18 protein-coding genes and 1 pseudogene are annotated in these 19470 nt (G+C 51.6%); 4 read left to right on the top strand and 15 right to left on the bottom strand.

The window, feature by feature from the left end:
• Window positions 1-74 precede the first annotated feature (74 nt).
• The 9 genes and pseudogenes from radC to ACUVQO_RS03545 form a co-directional block, all read right to left on the bottom strand.
• Entirely contained in the window at window positions 75-806 is a 732-nt protein-coding gene (gene radC / locus ACUVQO_RS03585) for a RadC family protein (protein ID WP_445924524.1), read from the bottom strand.
• Between the two features lie 95 nt (window positions 807-901).
• A complete protein-coding gene (locus ACUVQO_RS03580; RefSeq protein ID WP_445924523.1) occupies window positions 902-1465 on the bottom strand; it encodes a molybdopterin oxidoreductase family protein in 564 nt (187 codons plus the stop codon).
• 197 nt (window positions 1466-1662) lie between these two features.
• Window positions 1663-3099, bottom strand: a pseudogene (locus tag ACUVQO_RS03575) (molybdopterin-dependent oxidoreductase); the annotation flags it as partial.
• 62 nt (window positions 3100-3161) lie between these two features.
• Window positions 3162-3452, bottom strand: coding sequence for a DUF1830 domain-containing protein (locus tag ACUVQO_RS03570; protein ID WP_445924522.1), 291 nt, complete (start codon window positions 3450-3452; stop codon window positions 3162-3164).
• Window positions 3453-3467: 15 nt separating this feature from the next.
• Complete coding sequence (locus ACUVQO_RS03565; protein ID WP_445924521.1) at window positions 3468-3632, bottom strand: hypothetical protein; 165 nt, start codon at window positions 3630-3632, stop codon at window positions 3468-3470.
• The gene (locus ACUVQO_RS03560; protein ID WP_445924520.1) at window positions 3632-3838 is read right to left on the bottom strand and encodes a hypothetical protein; all 207 of its coding nucleotides are present in this window, start codon (window positions 3836-3838) and stop codon (window positions 3632-3634) included. Before ACUVQO_RS03560 ends, ACUVQO_RS03565 begins: the two co-directional genes overlap by 1 nt.
• Before the next feature lie 170 nt (window positions 3839-4008).
• Entirely contained in the window at window positions 4009-4713 is a 705-nt protein-coding gene (locus tag ACUVQO_RS03555) for a hypothetical protein (protein WP_445924519.1), read from the bottom strand.
• Window positions 4608-5018, bottom strand: coding sequence for a hypothetical protein (locus tag ACUVQO_RS03550; RefSeq protein ID WP_445924518.1), 411 nt, complete (start codon window positions 5016-5018; stop codon window positions 4608-4610). The genes ACUVQO_RS03555 and ACUVQO_RS03550 overlap by 106 nt, the downstream gene beginning before the upstream one ends.
• 66 nt (window positions 5019-5084) lie before the next feature.
• A complete protein-coding gene (locus ACUVQO_RS03545; protein ID WP_445924517.1) occupies window positions 5085-5417 on the bottom strand; it encodes a hypothetical protein in 333 nt (110 codons plus the stop codon).
• A gap of 753 nt (window positions 5418-6170) precedes the next feature.
• On the opposite strand from ACUVQO_RS03545, the gene pruA reads away from it, so the two are divergent.
• Together pruA and ACUVQO_RS03535 are read left to right on the top strand one after the other, a co-directional pair.
• Window positions 6171-9182 carry an L-glutamate gamma-semialdehyde dehydrogenase gene (pruA, locus tag ACUVQO_RS03540; protein ID WP_445924516.1) on the top strand — a complete coding sequence of 1004 codons (3012 nt, stop codon included), beginning with the start codon at window positions 6171-6173 and terminating at the stop codon, window positions 9180-9182.
• Window positions 9183-9306: 124 nt separating this feature from the next.
• Entirely contained in the window at window positions 9307-9780 is a 474-nt protein-coding gene (locus ACUVQO_RS03535) for a TerB family tellurite resistance protein (RefSeq protein WP_445924515.1), read from the top strand.
• A gap of 61 nt (window positions 9781-9841) precedes the next feature.
• Here the strand turns inward: ACUVQO_RS03535 and ACUVQO_RS03530 are convergent, their stop codons facing one another.
• Window positions 9842-10852 carry an ABC transporter permease gene (locus ACUVQO_RS03530; RefSeq protein ID WP_445924514.1) on the bottom strand — a complete coding sequence of 337 codons (1011 nt, stop codon included), beginning with the start codon at window positions 10850-10852 and terminating at the stop codon, window positions 9842-9844.
• Window positions 10853-11075: 223 nt separating this feature from the next.
• The gene (locus ACUVQO_RS03525; protein WP_445924513.1) at window positions 11076-12167 is read right to left on the bottom strand and encodes a PIN/TRAM domain-containing protein; all 1092 of its coding nucleotides are present in this window, start codon (window positions 12165-12167) and stop codon (window positions 11076-11078) included.
• 176 nt (window positions 12168-12343) lie between these two features.
• Here ACUVQO_RS03525 and hemW point away from each other — a divergent pair, with 176 nt between their 5' ends.
• Window positions 12344-13666 (top strand): radical SAM family heme chaperone HemW, encoded by a 1323-nt coding sequence (hemW, locus tag ACUVQO_RS03520; RefSeq protein ID WP_445924512.1) that lies wholly within the window; start codon window positions 12344-12346, stop codon window positions 13664-13666.
• A gap of 136 nt (window positions 13667-13802) precedes the next feature.
• Here the strand turns inward: hemW and ACUVQO_RS03515 are convergent, their stop codons facing one another.
• The 3 genes from ACUVQO_RS03515 to ACUVQO_RS03505 all read right to left on the bottom strand — a co-directional run bounded on the left by ACUVQO_RS03515 (window position 13803) and on the right by ACUVQO_RS03505 (window position 16153).
• The gene (locus tag ACUVQO_RS03515) at window positions 13803-14003 is read right to left on the bottom strand and encodes a hypothetical protein (protein WP_445924511.1); all 201 of its coding nucleotides are present in this window, start codon (window positions 14001-14003) and stop codon (window positions 13803-13805) included.
• 540 nt (window positions 14004-14543) lie between these two features.
• Complete coding sequence (locus ACUVQO_RS03510) at window positions 14544-15434, bottom strand: PhzF family phenazine biosynthesis protein (protein ID WP_445924510.1); 891 nt, start codon at window positions 15432-15434, stop codon at window positions 14544-14546.
• Between the two features lie 125 nt (window positions 15435-15559).
• Window positions 15560-16153 carry a PadR family transcriptional regulator gene (locus tag ACUVQO_RS03505; protein WP_445924509.1) on the bottom strand — a complete coding sequence of 198 codons (594 nt, stop codon included), beginning with the start codon at window positions 16151-16153 and terminating at the stop codon, window positions 15560-15562.
• 223 nt (window positions 16154-16376) lie between these two features.
• Here ACUVQO_RS03505 and ACUVQO_RS03500 point away from each other — a divergent pair, with 223 nt between their 5' ends.
• Complete coding sequence (locus tag ACUVQO_RS03500) at window positions 16377-17807, top strand: carotenoid oxygenase family protein (protein ID WP_445924508.1); 1431 nt, start codon at window positions 16377-16379, stop codon at window positions 17805-17807.
• Between the two features lie 108 nt (window positions 17808-17915).
• On the opposite strand, the gene ACUVQO_RS03495 is transcribed toward ACUVQO_RS03500, so the two are convergent.
• Window positions 17916-19448 carry a TM0106 family RecB-like putative nuclease gene (locus ACUVQO_RS03495; RefSeq protein WP_445924507.1) on the bottom strand — a complete coding sequence of 511 codons (1533 nt, stop codon included), beginning with the start codon at window positions 19446-19448 and terminating at the stop codon, window positions 17916-17918.
• Window positions 19449-19470 lie beyond the last annotated feature (22 nt).

Raw genomic sequence — 19470 nt, 5'->3', positions numbered from 1 at the left:
CTGCGTTTCATCCCCGGCTTAAAAGACCGGGGTTCTCACGCGAGTTTTCTATAGCAGCTTGGCTGGATAAGAATTTAATCTCCCTGAGCAATTTCATCCCACAGGCTGGTAAATTGCCTCAGGCTAAGAAAATCTCCATTGCCCAAAATCAGATGATCCAGAAGAGGTATGCCTAAAAACTGGGCACCAGCGAGGAGTTGGCGCGTTAAGTTGATATCTTCGGGACTGGGTTCCAGGTTGCCGGAGGGATGATTGTGAGCCACGATCAGACGAGTTGCTCCCTGCTTGAGGACTTCCCGGAAAATGTCACGGGGATGGGCCAGGGTTTCGGTGGCAGTGCCGATCGTGATCACGCGGGTTGCCAGCAGTCGGTGTTTGACATCCAGCAGCAACACGGCAAATCGTTCCTGGGGTTGCCACATCAAGTCCTGGCTCAGGGCAGCCGCAGCCACGGCGGGATCATCAATCACACTCTTGTCAGCAGGCCGGGACTGAAACGCTCGCTTACCCAGTTCGATCGCCGCCACGATCGTTGTCGCTTTTGCTGGCCCGATTCCTGGAATTCGGGTTAGTTCTCCCACTCCGATATCCCGCAAGGCCGAGAGGGGATCCTGCTGCCCTTTTCCCAGCTCTTGCAGTAAGTACTGACCCAGACCCACGGCTGACAGTTTTCCTGGCCCCTGACCTGTTCCCAGCAAAATCGCAATTAACTCGGCAGTAGCCAGACTGCGCGGCCCATATGTAATCAATCGTTCTCGCGGTCGTTCACTGGCGGGCATATCCGCCACTTTCAGGCTGTAGGTCATGGATGCACCTAGCTGGTTGAAGGGGAAATGGTTCTAGTTCAGTTATTCCCATCCAACGATCATTTGTCACTGGTCATTGGTCATTAGCTATAGTTCTAGCGGTTGCTTAAAAGTCGCAGATCTTTGTCCCTGTTTTGTAAGGACTGCTGCACCTTCAGCGGAACCAGTTGAACTGCGCAAGCTTTCAGTTCAGGCTGCCTGGAGTCAGGACAGGATACGGGATGGGTCAATGCGTTAGCTTCGGCCTGGTCTGCCCATAACTCGCCCCAGTGGAGGGGGACAAACACAGTGCCCGGAGCAATTATACGGGTCATTGTGACGGGGAAGCGGGCTGTGCCGCGTGGCGATCGCACTTCCACCCAATCATGTTCTTGCAGGCCCAATTTCTGGGCATCACGGGGATGGATTTCCAGAAGGGGATACGGGTGCATCTTCTGGATTTTCTCAATCCGTCCCGTCCGGGTTTGAGTATGCCAGTGACCATATAAGCGTCCTGTGGTAAGGACGAAGGGATAGTCAGGGTTGGGAGGTTCAGCAAGGCCACGGGAATGGCAGGGTATAATGCGGGCGGGGGTATGGGGGGTGGTGAATGGGTGGTGGGTGTATAGCCGTTTAGGGGGTGGGGGATTTGGGTTTGGGGATTGGAGGGGTAGGGCCATTGGAGGGGGCCGAGGTGGTGGAGGCGATCGTGGCTGAGGCCAGACATATCGCAGGGACGGTTTTGGGTGAGTTGAACGAATTCGGCGAAAACTTCGGCAGGGGTGGTGAAGGGAAAGTGATCGGCGAAGCCTAAACGACGGGCGACTTCGGCGATGATTTCCCAATCAGGACGGGCGGCTCCGGGGGGAGTGCGAAAGGCGGAACAGAGGGTGATCATTCGCTCGGAGTTGGTCATGGTGCCTGTTTTTTCGCCCCATTGCGCGGCAGGCAGCAGGAGATGGGCATAGTGGGCAGTTTCAGTCGGGTAGTAGGCATCCTGGTAGATGGTGAAGGGCGATCGCTGCAACGCCGCTTTGACTCGCTCTAAATCCGGCAGGCTAACGGCAGGATTAGTCGCCACGACCCACAACAGCCCGACATCTCCAGTTTCTAAGCCGGTAATCCTGTCCCAGGCGGTACGTCCCCAATGGAGGGAAATTCGTCCTGCAGGCAAATTCCAGAACTGCTCTACCTCGGCGCGATGCTCGGCAAATTTGACGTGGCGGTAGCCCGGTAAGAGATTACACAAACCACCCACTTCCCGACCTCCCATGGCGTTCGGTTGTCCAGTCAGGGAAAAGGGGCCAGATCCCGGTTTGCCGATTTGTCCGGTCAGCAGGTGTAAATTAATAATGCTGCAAACCTTAGCCGTGCCTTCACTGGATTGATTCACACCCATGGACCAGAGGGACAGCACCCGATCGGATTCTCCCCACCAGCGAGCAGCCTGCTCCAATTCGGCCACGGTGATACCACAGCGATCGGCCACCACATGGGGAGAATAATGGCGAATGACCTCGGCAAATGATACAAAATTGCTGGTGTGATGCTCGACAAAATCAGACTCAATATAACCCCACTGCATCAACAGATAGGCCATCCCATTCAGCAGATCAATATCAGTTCCCGCTTGAATAGCGAGATGGAGATCCGCGTCTTCAGCGGTTGGGGTACGGCGGGGATCGACCACAATCATCCGCATCTTGGGATGCTTCTTATGGTGTTTCTGCAGGCGGTTATAGGCGATCGGATGACATTCTGCAGCATTGGTGCCAATCAGAAAGGCACAATCGGTTAATTCCAGATCCTCATAGCAACAGGGCGGGCCGTCCGCTCCCAAACTTTGCACATAGCCTGCAACGGCGGAAGACATGCAGAGGCGGGAGTTGGAGTCGAAGTTATTAGTGCCCAAACATCCTTTGAGAAACTTCTGTGCCACATAATAATCTTCCGTTTGCATTTGCCCGGAGCCATACATACACACGGCATCGGCTCCCTGAGTGGCTAAAACGGTCTGGAAACGGTTGACGATCGCCTCCAGGGCTTCCTCCCAGGTAACGCGCTGAAATTCCTCATCGAGAGACTTACGCCACATGGGATATAACAGGCGATCGCGATCCAGCGCCTCGGCCACGGTGGCCCCTTTCACACACACCATACCCTGACTGGAGGGATGGGTACGATCGCCCCGTACTTTCCACCCTGGGCTAGTTCCCTCTCCTGATGCCCCCGCCTGGGGGTGTGGACTTACTTCCAGGCCACAGCCAACTCCGCAGTAGGGACAGAGAGTTTTGGTTGAATCGCAGGTTGTCATAAGCACTGTAGGTTGTGGCGTTGTGGCATTGCTGGGGAGATTTAGGGCAATTCTCCGACAGGCTATCCTCCCCAAATCCTAGGAGCATTACGATTGGTTTCCTGTACTTGCAATCGCAAGCAGGGAATCCGACAAAATACCGCTTCCCCTTTTCCAGATTTGGTGTGGATTTCCAACAATCCTTCTGGCAGGGCTTCAAACATCAGCCGTTGACGGGGAAAGACTACCCGCTCGAATGACCAGTCGGGAATGTTGGCAATCCGTGCTCTTTGAATCTGAGCTGTGGAGTTGACGTAGTAACACAAAATCTGGCCAGACCCATTCGACGGCAAGGGGGGAAAGGCTGAAGTCATGACACCCTCCTGGGGCTAGTCGGCATCAGTCAAGGCATAACGACCAAAGAGAAAGTCCAGGGCACGGTTGCGGAGGGTATAGTATTTGGGATTTTCCATCATCTGGCTACGATCGCGGGGATGCGGAAAGGGCACTTCCATAATTTCGCCGATCGTCGCAGCGGGACCATTGGTCATCATCACGATGCGATCGGCCAGAAACAGGGCTTCATCAATGTCAGAGCCATGAAACCAAGGGTAGCCTGAGTGGTTTCAGGTGTATCCGCCACCGTGACGCTGGCCGCAGGGGCGGCACTGGGAGCAGAACTGCCCGTTGAAGTTGTTTTGCTAGAACTGCAACCATGAACCAATAACGTTCCAGCAGCGGTGGCCCCGGCAGTCAACAAAAATTTGCGTCTTGATAGATTTGATATGGTTTCAGTTCCTTGGATGGTTAATTTGGTAAATGGTTAAGGGTGGGTTTGAGAGAATGGGATGTGGGTGATGTGGGGAGGGCAAGGGAGTAAATCCATCCCCCATCACCCTGGCATGGCAGCATCCGTTACCGTGATTTCAATTACAGGTCAACCCCATCCACGGCTTTGCCATCCTTGCGGGTTTTGGTGCCCATTAAGCCAATGTCGGCCACCTGGGGTTGGCCGCAAGAGTTGGGGCACCCTGTCCAGTGGATACGAACGGGTTGAGGATAGATTAATTCCGCATCCGGTTCTTTGATCAAAGCCAAAGCGCGGTTTTTGGTTTCAATCAGGGCGAAGTTGCAAAATTGGGCACCAGTGCAGGAAACGAGCGATCGCACCAATAGCGAAGGTTCGACGGTAAATCGTTGCAATAATGGTTCCTGCAACAACAGACCAACGCGAGAATCCGGCACATTCGGGATGATTATGTTTTGCTCCACGGTCAGGCGCAATTCTCCACTGCCGTAGACTTCTGCCAGACGCGCCAGGTCAAACATTTCTGCGGCCTGCAATCGACCAACGGGAACGTGTAAGCCGACATAATTTAGACCTGCCTGCTTTTGGGGGTAGACCCCAATGTGATCGCGCTTATCCCAGAGAATTTCATCCTTGGGGGCAGCGGTTTGCAGAGCATATCCCAACTGACTTTCCACTTTGGAACGGAACCGTTCCATGCCCCACTCATCAATTAGCCACATTAATCGTGCTTTCTGACGATTGGCGCGGAGGCCGTGATCCCGATACGCGATGAGAATTGCTTCACAGAGGGTGACGACTTGTGATGGCTCGACCCAGACATCCATGGGAAGCGCGGCTGCACAACGTTTAGCAGAGAAGAATCTCCACCGACCAGGACGTTGAAGCCCAGGCGATCGTCCTTGAAAGCAGGCACAAAGGCAATATCGTTGATCTCGGCATGGACGGAATTATCCCGGCAGCCAGCGATCGCGATATTGAATTTGCGCGGCAGATTGGTGAACGCAGGATTACCCTGACCTTTATTGGTAATCAGATCCTGCACCTGCTGGCACAGTTCCCGCGTGTCGATCAACTCATCCGCATCCAACCCGGCCACAGGCGATCCGGTAATATTGCGAACATTGTCCATCCCAGACTGAATGCTGGTTAGCCCTACCCGCTCAAACTGGCTGAAGATGTCGGGAATATCTTCAATTCACACGCCACGCAGTTGAATGTTTTGCCGGGTGGTAATGTCGGCACTGCCGTCTTCTCCATACCGCTGTACCACGCCGGCCAGCACTCGTAGTTGCGAACTGCTAATCACCCCGTTGGGAATCCGCATCCACATCATGAACTTGCCCGGAGTGACGGGACGGAAGAACACGCCCATCCATTTCAGCCGATGGTCGCGATCGGTTTCATCCATCGCTTCCCAGCCGATTTTGGCAAAGTGTTCAAGCTCTGCCTTAACCGCCAATCCATCCTTTTCAGCCTTAAACTTTTCAAACTTATTCAGACTCGCCGCTGCTCGAACAGTGCTGGTCATGGTTATTTCTCCGGCTATCTCTGCAACAGTGAATTGACAGCCATGACGATCAACTCAACCAGAACGGACTGGAAGACCCCGATCTAGTGAGAGCAAAGCAATAGACTGTGCAATACCTGACCGCACCAGGCCATTGAACTTCTTCAGAAATGTTCTAAACCAAGTCCAGCTAGAGAACGGTCGTTTTCCCATCAGAGAAACGCCGGTTCTGGGCTTGGATAAGGTTTATTTCCATCGAAAGACTCAATCGGTGCGCTGTTAGGTATAAGGTAGAAGCATGGACAGAAGAAATTCGTATCTTTGGTTACAAACTATTTCAAGATATGAAGTTTTAGCATGGGGTCGATGCTAACTGTGCATTAAAGACTTTGCTGCCACAACGCATTTAGAAATTGCTGAAGAACACAAAGCCTTGATATATCAAGAGTTTAGCGATCGTGGAATGATTAAAAACACGATCGCCTTCGTAAGTCAACAAAGCTTTACTGACAATCCAAAATCGCAAATCCAAAATCCAAAATCGTCTAGGGCCGTTTCTCCTACCCATCTCACAAAAAATAAGACGCTCTGGTAAGCCAAAGCGTCGGAACAGTAACTACTCTCTTCTAGTTACTACCACCTGAGCTGCCTGCATTTCGTAAACTACCCCAGGATGATGGTGTGAGGGGGAGATGGGAGGAGACAACCCGCTCACCCACCTACCCATCCCCTTCCCCAGTAGAATTGAAATTACAGATTAGGAGCTTCCTCACCGTGGTTACCCCAGCTTCTCTCAGTCCCTACGAAACTAAAACTCAAGAGATTGCTCGCCAGTTGATTAGTGCTACCCGCGAGCATCGATCGTTTTTCGCCCAAATGCGCGATCAGATGCGGTGGGACGACAAGATGCTGGGCTGGGCAATGAGCAATCCTGGTTTACGGGTGCAGTTGTTTCGCTTTATTGACTGCCTGCCCTCTCTGCACAGCAAAGCGGAGATTGCTCGTCATTTACAGGAATACCTCGGCAACGAAATCGTAGAACTGCCGGGAGCCTTAAAAGCACTGCTGGGATTCGCCAGTCCAGACTCCATGCCTGGTCAGATTGCCGCCACCACAGTTTCTACTGGAGTGGAAGCGCTGGCTCATCGATACATTGCGGGTGAAACGATTCAGCAAGTGATTAAAACCATTGAACGCCTGCGCAAAGATCGGATGGCGTTTACGGTGGATTTACTGGGTGAGGCCGTGATCACAGAAGTTGAAGCCCAGTCTTACCTGAATCGCTATTTGGATCTATTAGGGCAATTAACCGAAGCCTCCCAACGCTGGTCAACCGTAGAGCAGATTGATCGCGCAGATGCAGAAGACCTCCCCAGAGTGCAGGCATCCGTTAAGTTAACCGCCTTCTATTCCCAATTTGATCCGCTAGATGAACAGGGTAGCCAGGAAAAGGTGAGCGATCGCATCCGCCTGCTGTTACGTCGGGCCAAAGAACTGGGAGCCGCGATTCATTTTGACATGGAGCAATACCAGTACAAGGCGACTATCCTGACCATTCTGAAGCAACTACTGATGGAAGAGGAATTTCGCGATCGCGCTGATATCGGTATCACGTTGCAAGCCTACCTGCGGGATAGCATCGGCGATTTGAAGGATTTGATTACCTGGGCGAAGGAACGCGGCACCCCCGTCACCGTCCGGTTGGTGAAAGGGGCGTACTGGGATCAGGAAACCATTAAAGCGGTGCAAAAAGATTGGCCTCAGCCTGTGTTCAATGATAAGGAAGCCACGGATGCCAACTTCGAGGCCATGACCCGCCTGCTGCTGGAAAATCACAACTATCTATATGCGGCGATCGGCAGTCACAACGTCCGCTCCCAGAGCCTTGCGATCGCCATTGCCGAAACCCTTAATATTCCCCGTCGCCGCTTCGAGTGCCAGGTACTGTATGGCATGGCCGATAAGTTGGGCAAAGCGATCGCCGATCGCGGCCACCGGGTGCGCATCTACTGTCCCTACGGCGAATTGATCCCTGGGATGTCCTACCTGATCCGTCGCCTGCTGGAAAACACCGCCAACAGTTCCTTCCTGCGCCAGAATCTGGAAGAAAGGCCGATCGAAGAACTGTTGAAAGCACCCGTGATGAAAAGTTCTGAGTTCTCAATTTTAAGTTCTCAGTTAGCAGACGGTTCTCAAAATTCAGAACTTAAAACTCACAACTTCTCCAACGCTCCCGATACTGATTACGCCCTCTCCAGCCACCGTCAGGAAGTCCGGCAGGCGTTACAACAGGTGCGGCAACAGTTGGGCAAAACCTATCTGCCATTGGTTAATGGGGAATACATCAACACGGTCAATTATGTCGATTCCGTCAATCCCTCCAATCCCAGTGAGGTTGTGGGTCAGATTGGCTTGCTGAGTGTGGAACAGGCAGATCAGGCGATCGCAGCCGCCAAAGCTGCGTTTCCAGGCTGGAAACGCACGCCAGCAAAGGAACGGGCCGATATTTTGCGTCGGGCTGCCGAATTGATGGAGCAACGCCGTCAGGAATTAATTGCCTGGATGGTGTTTGAAACAGGCAAGGTGGTGAAGGAAGCCGATCCAGAAGTATCGGAGGCGATCGACTTTTGCCGCTACTATGCTGATGAAATGGAACGGTTGGAACAGGGGGTAGCCTACGACTATCCCGGTGAAACCAACCGCTACCACTACCAGCCCAGAGGCGTTTCCCTGATCATTTCTCCCTGGAACTTCCCGCTGGCCATTCCTGTCGGGATGACGGTGGCCTCCCTGGTGGCTGGAAACTGTACCCTGCTCAAACCAGCGGAAGTCTCGTCGGTGATTGCGGCCAAGTTTACCGAAATTCTCATCGAAGCGGGCATTCCCCCAGGCGTGTTCCAGTTTGTCCCAGGAAAAGGCTCGACGGTCGGTTCCCACATGGTCAAACATCCCGATGTGCACATGATCATCTTTACCGGATCGCAGGAAGTCGGGTGTCGGATTTATGCCGATGCCGCCATTCTGCAACCCGGACAGAAGCATCTGAAGCGGGTGATCGCCGAGATGGGCGGTAAGAACGCCATTGTTGTGGATGAAAGCGCTGATCTGGATCAAGCGGTTCAGGGGGTGGTGCAATCCGCCTTTGGCTACAGTGGTCAGAAGTGTTCGGCCTGCTCACGAGTTGTGGTTCTGGAACCCATTTATGATGTCTTCCTGGCCCGACTGGTGGAGGCGGTGCGATCGCTCAACCTTGGCCCCGCTGAGTTGCCCGGTACGAAGGTTGGCCCAGTGATTGATGCCAATGCCCAGGCGCGAATTCGGGAGTACATCGAAAAGGGCAAGCTGGATAGTGAAGTAGCCCTGGAAATGCCTGCTCCAGAAGGTGGCTATTTCGTTGGCCCTGTCATTTTCCGGGATGTGCCTCCCACAGCGGTGATTGCTCAGGAAGAAATCTTTGGCCCGGTGCTGGCCGTGATGCGGGCCAAAACGTTCGACGAAGCTCTGGAAATCGCCAACGGCACCAACTTTGCCCTGACGGGTGGCCTCTATTCCCGCACGCCTTCCCACATCGATCGCGCCCAAGCAGAATTTGAAGTTGGCAATCTGTATATTAATCGCGGCATTACGGGGGCGATCGTTGCTCGGCAACCCTTTGGCGGCTTCAAACTCTCTGGAGTCGGCTCCAAAGCAGGTGGGCCTGATTATCTGCTTCAGTTCCTGGAACCTCGAACAGTAACTGAAAATGTTCAACGTCAGGGCTTTGCCCCGATCGAGGGAGCGGATTAAGGGATTGGCGATCGGCCCTGCACTTAACCGACGACAAGGCTTGATCCAGATCAACACCTGAGGGTTACCCCTGCCTTGCGAGAACTGCCTGCTTTATAGTTTTAGGATTAGGAGATCAGTGATTATGACAAGTTCTTCCTCTATTTCACCGTCAGAAAAAACACTGTTGCGTGTGGTGTACGCGATCGCTCTTGCTGACGGCCAACTCTCCCCTGAAGAACTGGATCGGATACTGTCGGAGTTCTCCAAATTCTTTGCAGATAATGAAGTAAGAGAGCAACAGATTCGGCAAGAATTGCAACAGTTTGCGACGGAGAAAGTTGCCCTGGAAGAACTAGTGCCTCAGTTGAAGCTGGAGGAAGACCGGGAACTGGCTTTGAAGTTGGGCTATATGGTGATTCGCTCCAGTCGCAGAAACCCAGAGGAAGCCTGGATCAACCCAGCCGAAAAAGCGGCTTACCGTCGTCTGATCGAGTTGTTGAACCTGCCCGATGAAACCGTGGCAAAGATCGAAGCCGTGACAGACGCTGAGTTAAATCAGCAAGACGATTTTGTTCACGCAATCGCCCATCGGGTGCGACGATTTTTAGGACGCTAAGCTTGCAATTGCTGTATTAATCTTTCCCCTTCTCCTTATTATTTCTTCTCCTTATTATTTATTATTTGTACTGGATTCTGGGATCTATAAAGGAGTAGGAAAGATCAACGATGAGATTGATCAAGACAAAGGCGATCGCCACAAACACCACTCCCCCCTGCACCACAGGATAGTCCCGTTCTAGAATACCTTGATAGATCCAGGAACCAATTCCTGGCCATGCAAAAATGGTTTCTGTCAAGATCGCGCCTCCTAATAACGTGCCAAACTGCAGGCCGATGATGGTACTAATTGGCAGCAGGGCATTTTTCAGGGCGTGCTGACCAATCACCCGAAACAGTGGCACCCCCTTGGCTTTCGCGGTACGGATGTAGTCCTGAGATAAGGTATCCAGCATGGCGCTGCGGGTGATACGGGCCAGAATCGCCAGGGGAATCGTACCCAGGGTCAGGGCAGGCAGTACCAGATGAGACAGTACATCCAGCAACAACGGCCCATTCAATTTTAGCAGCGCATCTAAGACATAGAATCCGGTGATCGGCTGGAAGGCGAATCCGACCTCTACGCTAAGGCGGCCACTGGGAGGCAACCAGTGCAAATTTACTGCAAACAGGTAAATCAGCAATAGACCTAACCAGTACACGGGTAAAGAGACTCCGAGAAGGGAAACCGTCATCGCCAGTTGATCCAGCCAACGATTTTTGCGAACTGCAGCCAGGATTCCTGCCGGGATTCCTACAATCAGGGCGATCACCATTGCCGCCAAAGACAGTTCAAAGGTGGCAGGCCAGCGAGTTCTCAATTCTGTTGCGATAGGAATGCCGCTGATAATGCTGGTGCCTAAATTAAAGCGCAGTAAGTTGCTAAGAAAGGTCAGATATTGGACGGGTAAGGGTTTGTCTAGGCCGAGTTGCGATCGCAAAGCTGCCACTTGATCTGGTGTAGCCCGCTCTCCCAATAGCACCACCGCTGGATCCCCTGGAATCAGATGCAGAAACCCAAACACTAATAAGGTAATTCCCAACAGGACAGGAACGAGACTGAGTAAACGCTTCAGAATATACGGGGCCATGAAGACAAGTTACTAAAATGGTTTGGGTAAAGAGTTGTCAGGGTAGTGTTCCAGCAGGGGGTTTTTGCACTTTCGTTTGATGGTTGTTTTCCGCAAGGCGAGGTCACGTTCCACGAAGCCTTTCAAGCAAATGGCTACATCGTAGCCTATACAAGAGATGAAGCTGGCTATGAATGTGATCAGCGGCGAGGTTAGCGATCGCCCCCTCAAATTCACTTCAGTTTCAAACTCGTTCCTCCGCAATCGCCGATGTCCTGGGACGGGCAAAAATCATCCGGCCTGCTGAGGTTTGCAGCGCACTGGTAACGATCACCTGAATCTCTCCGCCCATATAGTTGCGACCATCTTCCACCACGACCATCGTGCCGTCTTCGAGGTAGCCCACGCCCTGGGTCGGTTCCTTCCCTTCCCGGAGAATCTTCAGATCAATACTGTCACCCGGCAGGTAGGCGGGACGCACGGCTTGAGTCAGATCATTAATATTCAGAACAGGCACTTTTTGCACACTGGCAACCTTACTCAGGTTGTAATCATTGGTCAGCAACGTGCCATTGATTTCCTGGGCCAGTCGTACCAGTTTGGCATCGACTGTGGGTACATCGTCATAGTCTGCCGAGTGGATCTGGATGCGATCGGGGTAAGCATCGCGAATCCGGTTTAGAATATCCAGACCGCGCCGTCCCCGCATCCGCTTCTGATCATTAGAGGCATCCGCAACCTGTTGCAACTCGGCCAGAATGAATTGCGGCACCAGCAACTGGCCTTCCAGGAAGCCCGTACCCAACAGCGCTTCAATCCGGCCATCGATAATGCAACTGGTGTCCAACAGTTTGGTAGAAGCGGGCTTTAATGTGCCTTCAGCCAGGAGTAAGGTTTCGATCGAGTTGGGATTAATCAGCCGCAGCAGGGCACGCCCATGAGTATCGGCAAGCGAGATGCCAGTAAAGGCAAACAGAATGCTGCCCACCAGTGCAATTATTGGCTTAATAAAGGAAAACTCGCTAGGAATGGGTAGTAAAAAGGTGGGAGCCAGCAACAGGTTGGCTACGAGTAAGCCGATCACCAGGCCGATCGCTCGACTCAGCAGAATATCCGGGGGCATTGCCCGCACCTGACGTTCTAAGCGACGGTAACTGGTCTGCACTACCAGCCCCAGTGCCAGCCCAATTAAGGCACCAAAGCCTGCCGTCACCACGCGCAGGGCACCTTCATTAGTGACTTGCTTCAGGACACTGGCGGGCAAATCTTCAATGCCATGAAAGCCGATCCCCGCCCCAGCCACAATAAAAGAAATGATGATGATTGCATCTAGCATAGATTTGGGATTGTTGGGGAACGAATCCGATTAAGGTTGACCCTGCCAATCTGGGTTGAGAGCCAGTTGGTGGCGGATAATGGATCCATGGAAGGCCGTTAAGCACGAAAACTGGCTGCACAGTCAGGCTGGCATGACCTCATTATACTCTTCGCACCTCTTCTGCCTTGTGTCCCATGTATCCTCGTTCTGCCTACGTCCACATCCCTTTCTGTCGGCGGCGTTGTTACTATTGCGATTTCCCGATTTCCGTAGTGGGTGATAAGTCGCCAGTCGGTGGGGGCGATCGCATCAATGGCCGTAATTCCAGGGCAATTTCCCACTACGTTGAGGTGGTGTGTCAGGAAATTCGCCAACTGGATTCATTAGGGAAGCCTCTCAAAACTGTGTTTTTTGGCGGAGGTACACCGTCTCTGCTGGCCGTTGAGCAGTTACATCAGATTCTTGTGACACTGGATCAGCAGTTTGGGATTGTCGCTGATGCGGAGATCTCGATGGAAGTAGACCCTGGTACGTTTGATCTGGAGCAAATTCAAGGGTATCGATCGGCTGGAGTAAATCGGGTCAGTTTAGGAGTGCAGGCATTTCAGCCGGAATTGTTAGCAGTCTGTGGCCGATCGCATACGGTTGCCGAAATTTACACCGCTATCGATTGGATACAGCAGGCCGGGTTTACCAATATCAGCCTGGATCTGATCTCCGGCTTGCCCTACCAGACACTGGAATACTGGCAGGATTCTCTGGAGAAAGCGATCGCCCTTGCTCCCACCCATCTATCCTGCTATGACCTGACCATCGAATCTGTCACTCCCTTTGGCCGCCAGTACAAACCTGGTATCAGTCCCCTACCTTCGGATGCAACTACGGCTGAAATGTACCGCATGGCTCAACGAACCCTGACTGCAGCAGGCTATGAACATTACGAAATTTCCAACTATGCCAGACCAGGCTACCAGTGCCGCCATAACCGGGTGTACTGGGAGAATCGACCTTTCTACGGCTTTGGCATGGGGGCAACGAGTTATGTAGGTGGCGATCGGGTGGCTCGTCCCAGGAAGACCGGGGAGTATTATGAGTGGGTGGAAAAGGGGGGATTGGGGATCTGGGATCAGAGATCAGGGATCAGGGATCAAGGGTTGGACATTGGGGATTGGGGATTGGGCGGTGAAATGCAAAATGCAAAATGCAAAATGCAAAATTCGGAACTTAAAACTCAAAATTTAGAACTTAGAACTTCTGATCTACTTCTCGAGACATTGATGTTGGGGTTGCGGTTGCGGGAGGGGCTGGAACTGGGTGAGTTGATTGAGCGGTTTGGGGAGGCGGCGATCGCGCAGGTCTGGCAATGTTTGTCACCCTATATTGAGAAAGGCTGGGTGGTTGGCCCTGAACCCAGTTTTCTGCCTCTTCCCACAACCGGACGGATTCGATTAACCGATCCAGAAGGGTTTCTCTTCTCTAATGTCGTACTGACGGACATCTTTGAGGTATTCGACTAAGGTGATCTGCCCTAACATTCCCAACAGTTGGATGAACAGGACGGGCAGCAGATCGCCAAATCACTTCAGGCAGGTGGCATAAAATCTGATCTCTCAAATCTTGTCAAAGACTCTCTTGTTTCTGGTGGAGAAAAAACTAATTTGTACAAGTTTTTAAGACTTTTAACGCCCGGTAAGTACTTTCAATGTCAGGGAGTCCTACAGGCATCCGGCCAAAGCCGCCCCGATCCATCTGACACATTTGCACAAACTGCAGGGCGGCCTCAATGTATGGAATTTTCATGTGCAATATAAGACTGGCAAAAATTGCAGCATAGAGGACTTCCAGGCTAGTCATGATGCCATCTGGACACCGCAAAAATGTATCTGTAGAATTAGGTTCTTCCAGATATTCTGTTTTATAAACACAGAACTTTATAAACACAGAACTCCCCACTGGCACACTGTTTAACTGTTTACTACTCAAATATTGAACAGCACGTTCAAGAATATTATTCATTGACAAATTTGACATCTAAATATTCTCCTAAATTTAAATAGTTCCTCCGGATCCGGCACTGGACTTTTAATAGGCGAAGTTTAGACGATAGAAGTAGAACAAAACTACTATTCGGGATGGAAATGCTGATCGGCTGATAAATCTTTTGCGTTGTCGCCCGCACCCCCTCACCCCAGTCCTCTCCCAAGTTGGGAGAGGGCACTGGAATCGGCTCTCCCCCTCTCCTAGAGGGGGAGAGGGGGAGGGCGAGAGAGTTTTGTCAGCCAACCAGGATGGGAATGTTCTCCAGTTATCGATCGCAGGTTGATACTGTTGAGGGCGTATCATTAAAAAAAATTAAAAAATTAAACCCTTGCGATTTTCATGCAGTTGGTTCCATTAGTCCATACATGCTCCTCTGGCAACTGGAATGACTTTGCCACCAACTGATAGGGCGATCGCCCCCGCCTGCTTCTCAGCTTGCAATCGCAACAAAGAAGGACGCCCCATTTCATAGCCCTGCTCTACCTGCACATTCACCGGCCCATCTCCCAGATAAGCGTGTTGCATCAGATAGCCAGCAAAACAGCCATTGGCGCTACCTGTCGCCGGATCCTCTGCAATTCCCAGCCGGGGGGCAAACATGCGGACGCTGAACTGGTTAGCCCGATCGCGGGTTTCCGGACAGAAGACAAAAATTTCCTTCGCTTGCAACGGTTCTACGACACGGGCCAATTCCTCACTATTGACCTTAATGCGTTGCAGAGCGGCCAGTGTTTTCAGCGGCACGATGATGAAGGGAACCCCGGTGGAAACTTCCTGAATGGGGAAGCGAGGATCAATGTCATCCGGATCGAGGGAAAGGACGGGAGCGATCGCCTCTGCCGACAACACTGACCCAAATTCCGGTGGATTCTGTCGCATCCACAGCACCTCTGGCACTTGATTCTGATAGGTGAGGGTAACGGGAATTGGCCCTACCCTCAAGTTCAAAATAACTTGCTCAACAGGTTGTTGCAGAATCGCCTGTTGCAGGACAAAGGCAGTTCCCAACGTGGGATGTCCAGCAAATGGCAACTCCTTAGCTGGAGTAAAAATCCGTATATCATAGCCTCCCTCCCGTAACTCAGGAGACAGGATAAACGCTGTTTCTGAAAAGTTCACTTCTTTGGCAATCTGCTGCATCTGCTCAGTAGACAGATTACTTGCCTGGGTAAAGACCGCCAGTTGATTCCCGGCGTATTTTGTCTCAGCAAAGACGTCAACAATCCAGAAGGGTAGGGGAGGCATAGGGGATTGGGAATTGGAGGTTAGGGATCAGGGATCGAGAGTTGGGTATCAGGAAAGTTTACCTCATCATCCCATCATCTCATCACGCATCCTGATACAGACGTTTTGGCGAAACGTGTCTACTACTACCCGTCCACTTCCTCTTCGGCAAACGGGCAGTCTTCTAGTTGGGCACCTGTAGCTGGCAAATTACTTAAGACGTGAATGGCTTCATCACACCAACCGATGTAGTCGAGTTCGTAGCGAATTCCTCGGCGCAGAGCCAGATACCGACAGTACCATTTAGGAGCCAATTCCTGCCAATTTTGGAAGAATTGCTGTTCGATCTGGTGATACTCTTGCAAACGTTCTTCGTGAAGCTGACGGTGCCGTTGAATTTCTGTCACCATTGCGGATGGAGGGGCTAGGTAAGCCACGGATGTCTTCACTAGGAGTTCTTCCCGAATGGGCATGGTTTCGGTTGGTTTAAATACCCATGCAATCAACTCCTGTTTACCCCGATCGGTCAGACGATACAACTTCTTGTCGGGGCGGCCTTCCTGGGGAACCACTTCCGAACTAAGCCAGCCATCCTTTTCGAGTTTGGCCAGCTCTTTGTAAATCTGCTGATGGGTAGCTTTCCAGAAGTAGCCTACCGTCCCCTCAAATTTTTTAGTCAGGTCATAACCGCTCTGGGGATAGTCCACTAATAGGGTCATGAGTGCGTGGGAAAGGGCCATGAATAGCGCTCCTTTATATATGCATCTTTTTTAATATGCATCGATTGACATATGCAACTATTTGAATATAATAATCCTAGCAAGATATGCAATTAGTTGAATACTTTTGTGCGATCGCTGTCCGTTAATTCATGTTCGTTAACTCCTGCGTATTCCTTGGAGGAAGTTCTCTCTCCTCTCTCCCGTCTTCCTAATCTCCTTCCCTCCCTCACCCGCTTTACCCATGACTATCATCCTCCCTTCCACCCAAACTCGTGCCTGGTCTAAGGCCATTTCCCAACCGGGAAAAGAATTTGATCCAACTCCGCTCTCGATTCTGTCCGGCAGCATCCCCACTGGTTTACGGGGTTCTCTATATCGCAATGGGCCTGCTCGATTAGAGCGAAATGGCCGATCGGTGGGCCACTGGTTTGATGGCGATGGTGCAGTCTTAGGTGTGCATTTTACGAATTCAGGAGCCACAGGCGTTTACCGCTACGTGCAAACAGTAGGTTGGCAGCAGGAATCTCAGGCAGGTCGCTATATTCAGGCGGGATATGGCATGGTGTCCCCTGGCTCCTGGTGGACGCGGTTGACTAAGCCCGTGAAAAATGCGGCGAATACGTCCGTGTTGGCCTTGCCAGATAAACTGTTGGCACTCTGGGAAGGGGGAGAACCTTATGCCCTAACTTCGGATACTCTAGAAACGTTGGGGCTGGATGATTTAGGAGGATTAGCAGGAAAACCCTATTCTGCCCATCCTAAACGAGATCCAAGCACGGGAGAAATTTTCAACTTTGGGGTCAGCGTTGGAGCAAAAACGACCTTAAACCTGTACCGCAGTGATGCCAGTGGCACCCTACGTCAGCAAGGTAAGGTTCCTTTAAAGGGGTTGAAATTGATTCATGACTGTGTACTGGCAGGGCCTTATTTAATCTTCTGCATTCCACCGATCCAGTTTGATCTGCTACCGATCCTGGCACGGTTGAAGAGTTTTAGCGATGGCATGATGTGGCAGCCAGAAAAGGGAACGGAGATTGTAGTGTGCGATCGCGCGACGCTTGAAGTCATCAGTCGTTCGCACACTGATCCCTGGTTTCAGTGGCACTTCGGCAATGGCTATGAATTACCGGATGGGTCTGTGGTGATTCATCTGGTGCGCTACTCCGATTTCCAAACCAATCAGCGATTAAAAGAGGTCGCCTCTGGTCAAACCCACACGATAGCGGCTGGTATGCTTTGGGAATTGCGCTTGAATCCCCGATCTGGCCAGGTGCTGGAAATGCAACAAGTCTGCGATCGTTCCGGTGAATTTCCCATCACTCCCCCTGATGAAGTGGGCCAACCGTCCCGTTATACCTACATGAGCGTGCATCGCCAGGGCACCGATATCCGTACAGAGATTTATGATGCGATCGCCCGCTTCGACCATCAGACTGGAACGCTTACTGAGGCAGATCTCGGTTCCCATCGCTATCCCACGGAACCCATTTATGTTCCAGATGCTGGTCAACCAGGACAAAGTTGGATCCTTACCGTTGTTTATAACGGCCATACCAACACAAGTGAAGTCTGGATTTTTGATGCAGATGGCTTAGACCGTGAACCCGTTTGCCGTTTGGCTCTTCCTCAGGTCATTCCTCCAGGGTTTCATGGTACCTGGAAAGCAGCATAGCTAGGAATAAGCAAGAAGTCTAACTGCTACCGTTCTGAAATTGTCCAACTGGTACTCTAGAACGAGAGGAGTCAGCCATCGCTGCAATCAGTGTTGATCAGGCTCCTGTCACGCCAGTTCAGCCGTGTGTTCTGAGGTACTTTCCATTAAAAAACCCACCAGCCAATCTTTAATGCGGTGGGTTGCTCGGCAATCGTCTTCGTTGTAGATCAGGATAGAGTTGAGGTGAGTCCGATCGCCCGTGCTTAACCATTGGGAGTACCAGCAAATGGACTGAGCACCGTTAGCAGATGGATCTCGCCAATCAAACCCTAACCAGCGGGCGATCGGTTTCAGAGCGTAACTTTCCACGGGTAAGGTAACCAGCCGAGTAACTCGCTCATGTAAATCAACAAAGCGATTCAGCAACGGTTTGATCCGGTGGCAGGAGGTGCCGTAGAGTTTGGCCAAGCGCTCTACAGTTTGCACTTCGTAAGGACAAAAGTGAAAGATGGGTGCATTGGGATAGCGAGCTGTCAGATCCAGAAATGCTTGCCAGACCAGAATTTCATCGGCTGGTTTCTCAGCTAGCAAAGGATGAAACACTTGAGAATTTGCCACCCGATCCACAACCAAAACCCCATGCAAGTAAGCCACATTCATGTTGGGTTCGGCTTCAATATCAAAATACAGTTCCACAGGAGCCGTCGGAATCTCGGCTGACATCAACACCGCAGCAGGAGTATGGACAGGCAGTTCTATGAGATTACTGGCCAGCGATTTCTCCGAGGGAATTAGCCCCTCTTCAATCAACAAGGCGCGATTGTACAAGGTTGATCGCGCCTGTCGCACCAGTTTATACGCCGTTTCCCGACCAAATCCTGGCAGTGGCTCCAGATCGGCAGGGTTTGCTTCAGCCAGGGATTTAACTGTGACTAAATTCAGGTCTTGCAGTTGTAAATAGCGGGTGGGGGTAACTCCGGGAAGCAACGACAGATGGTGATCCATCTGGGCGAGTGTGTGGCAATGGCTGAGCCAGTGACAAAGACTGCAACGGCTACGCGCAATGAAGACTTCTGGTTCTTCCTGCTGCAACAACATTTGCACACAGTCATCCAGGATCTCCTGCATCCGGGGCAGTACCTCCCACAAATCAACCGAGTAAACTCCCCCTTCCCTGAGCATTAACCAGGCTGCTTCCGGCCAAGCCCCCTGTACCTGAGCCAAAACATAAGTATGAAAAGCAGTGACCACCTGATATTCAAGTTTGGGACGTTTGCCCAGTTTGATGTCCATTGGTACATACAACCAATCACCAAAATTGGACTGACCGGGCTGTTTAACCAACAAATCCGGAACACTTTTGAAAGTGACTCCTGCATCTCCTTGGCTCAACAAAATGCCTTGATAGATCCGGTCTACACCCTGCTGCATTAATTCCAGAGTTGCCAGCGCCCCTGCCTCCCAATCATTTTCAGGATATTTAGGCTGACTGAAGATCTGCTTGGATAGAACAAAGCGATGATTGGCTCGACTATCCTGAATTAATTTCGAGAGATATTCGTTGGGAGCATCTCGTTGTGAGAGATCCCCATGCACATCCAAAAAAGCTCTGCGACGGCAGCGTTGGTAGTGAATTAACTGCTCGGCATCTATTAGCATGTTCTCAAATTAGCAGGAAATT

The organism is Leptodesmis sp. (genome assembly GCF_052746595.1).
Note: the sequence above shows the minus strand (reverse complement) of the source record. Positions and strands in the feature narration are given on the sequence as shown.

Coding starts and splice junctions, on each gene's coding strand:
- ACUVQO_RS03550 (WP_445924518.1), bottom strand. CDS start 5,018: ATGGACAATGTTCGCAATATTACCGGATCGCCTGTGGCCGGGTTGGAT.
- ACUVQO_RS03495 (WP_445924507.1), bottom strand. CDS start 19,448: ATGCTAATAGATGCCGAGCAGTTAATTCACTACCAACGCTGCCGTCGC.
- ACUVQO_RS03530 (WP_445924514.1), bottom strand. CDS start 10,852: ATGGCCCCGTATATTCTGAAGCGTTTACTCAGTCTCGTTCCTGTCCTG.
- ACUVQO_RS03500 (WP_445924508.1), top strand. CDS start 16,377: ATGACTATCATCCTCCCTTCCACCCAAACTCGTGCCTGGTCTAAGGCC.
- ACUVQO_RS03515 (WP_445924511.1), bottom strand. CDS start 14,003: ATGACTAGCCTGGAAGTCCTCTATGCTGCAATTTTTGCCAGTCTTATA.
- ACUVQO_RS03545 (WP_445924517.1), bottom strand. CDS start 5,417: ATGACCAGCACTGTTCGAGCAGCGGCGAGTCTGAATAAGTTTGAAAAG.
- ACUVQO_RS03555 (WP_445924519.1), bottom strand. CDS start 4,713: ATGGATGTCTGGGTCGAGCCATCACAAGTCGTCACCCTCTGTGAAGCA.
- hemW (WP_445924512.1), top strand. CDS start 12,344: ATGTATCCTCGTTCTGCCTACGTCCACATCCCTTTCTGTCGGCGGCGT.
- ACUVQO_RS03525 (WP_445924513.1), bottom strand. CDS start 12,167: ATGCTAGATGCAATCATCATCATTTCTTTTATTGTGGCTGGGGCGGGG.
- ACUVQO_RS03535 (WP_445924515.1), top strand. CDS start 9,307: ATGACAAGTTCTTCCTCTATTTCACCGTCAGAAAAAACACTGTTGCGT.
- ACUVQO_RS03580 (WP_445924523.1), bottom strand. CDS start 1,465: ATGGCCCTACCCCTCCAATCCCCAAACCCAAATCCCCCACCCCCTAAA.
- ACUVQO_RS03510 (WP_445924510.1), bottom strand. CDS start 15,434: ATGCCTCCCCTACCCTTCTGGATTGTTGACGTCTTTGCTGAGACAAAA.
- radC (WP_445924524.1), bottom strand. CDS start 806: ATGACCTACAGCCTGAAAGTGGCGGATATGCCCGCCAGTGAACGACCG.
- ACUVQO_RS03565 (WP_445924521.1), bottom strand. CDS start 3,632: ATGATGACCAATGGTCCCGCTGCGACGATCGGCGAAATTATGGAAGTG.
- ACUVQO_RS03570 (WP_445924522.1), bottom strand. CDS start 3,452: ATGACTTCAGCCTTTCCCCCCTTGCCGTCGAATGGGTCTGGCCAGATT.
- ACUVQO_RS03505 (WP_445924509.1), bottom strand. CDS start 16,153: ATGGCCCTTTCCCACGCACTCATGACCCTATTAGTGGACTATCCCCAG.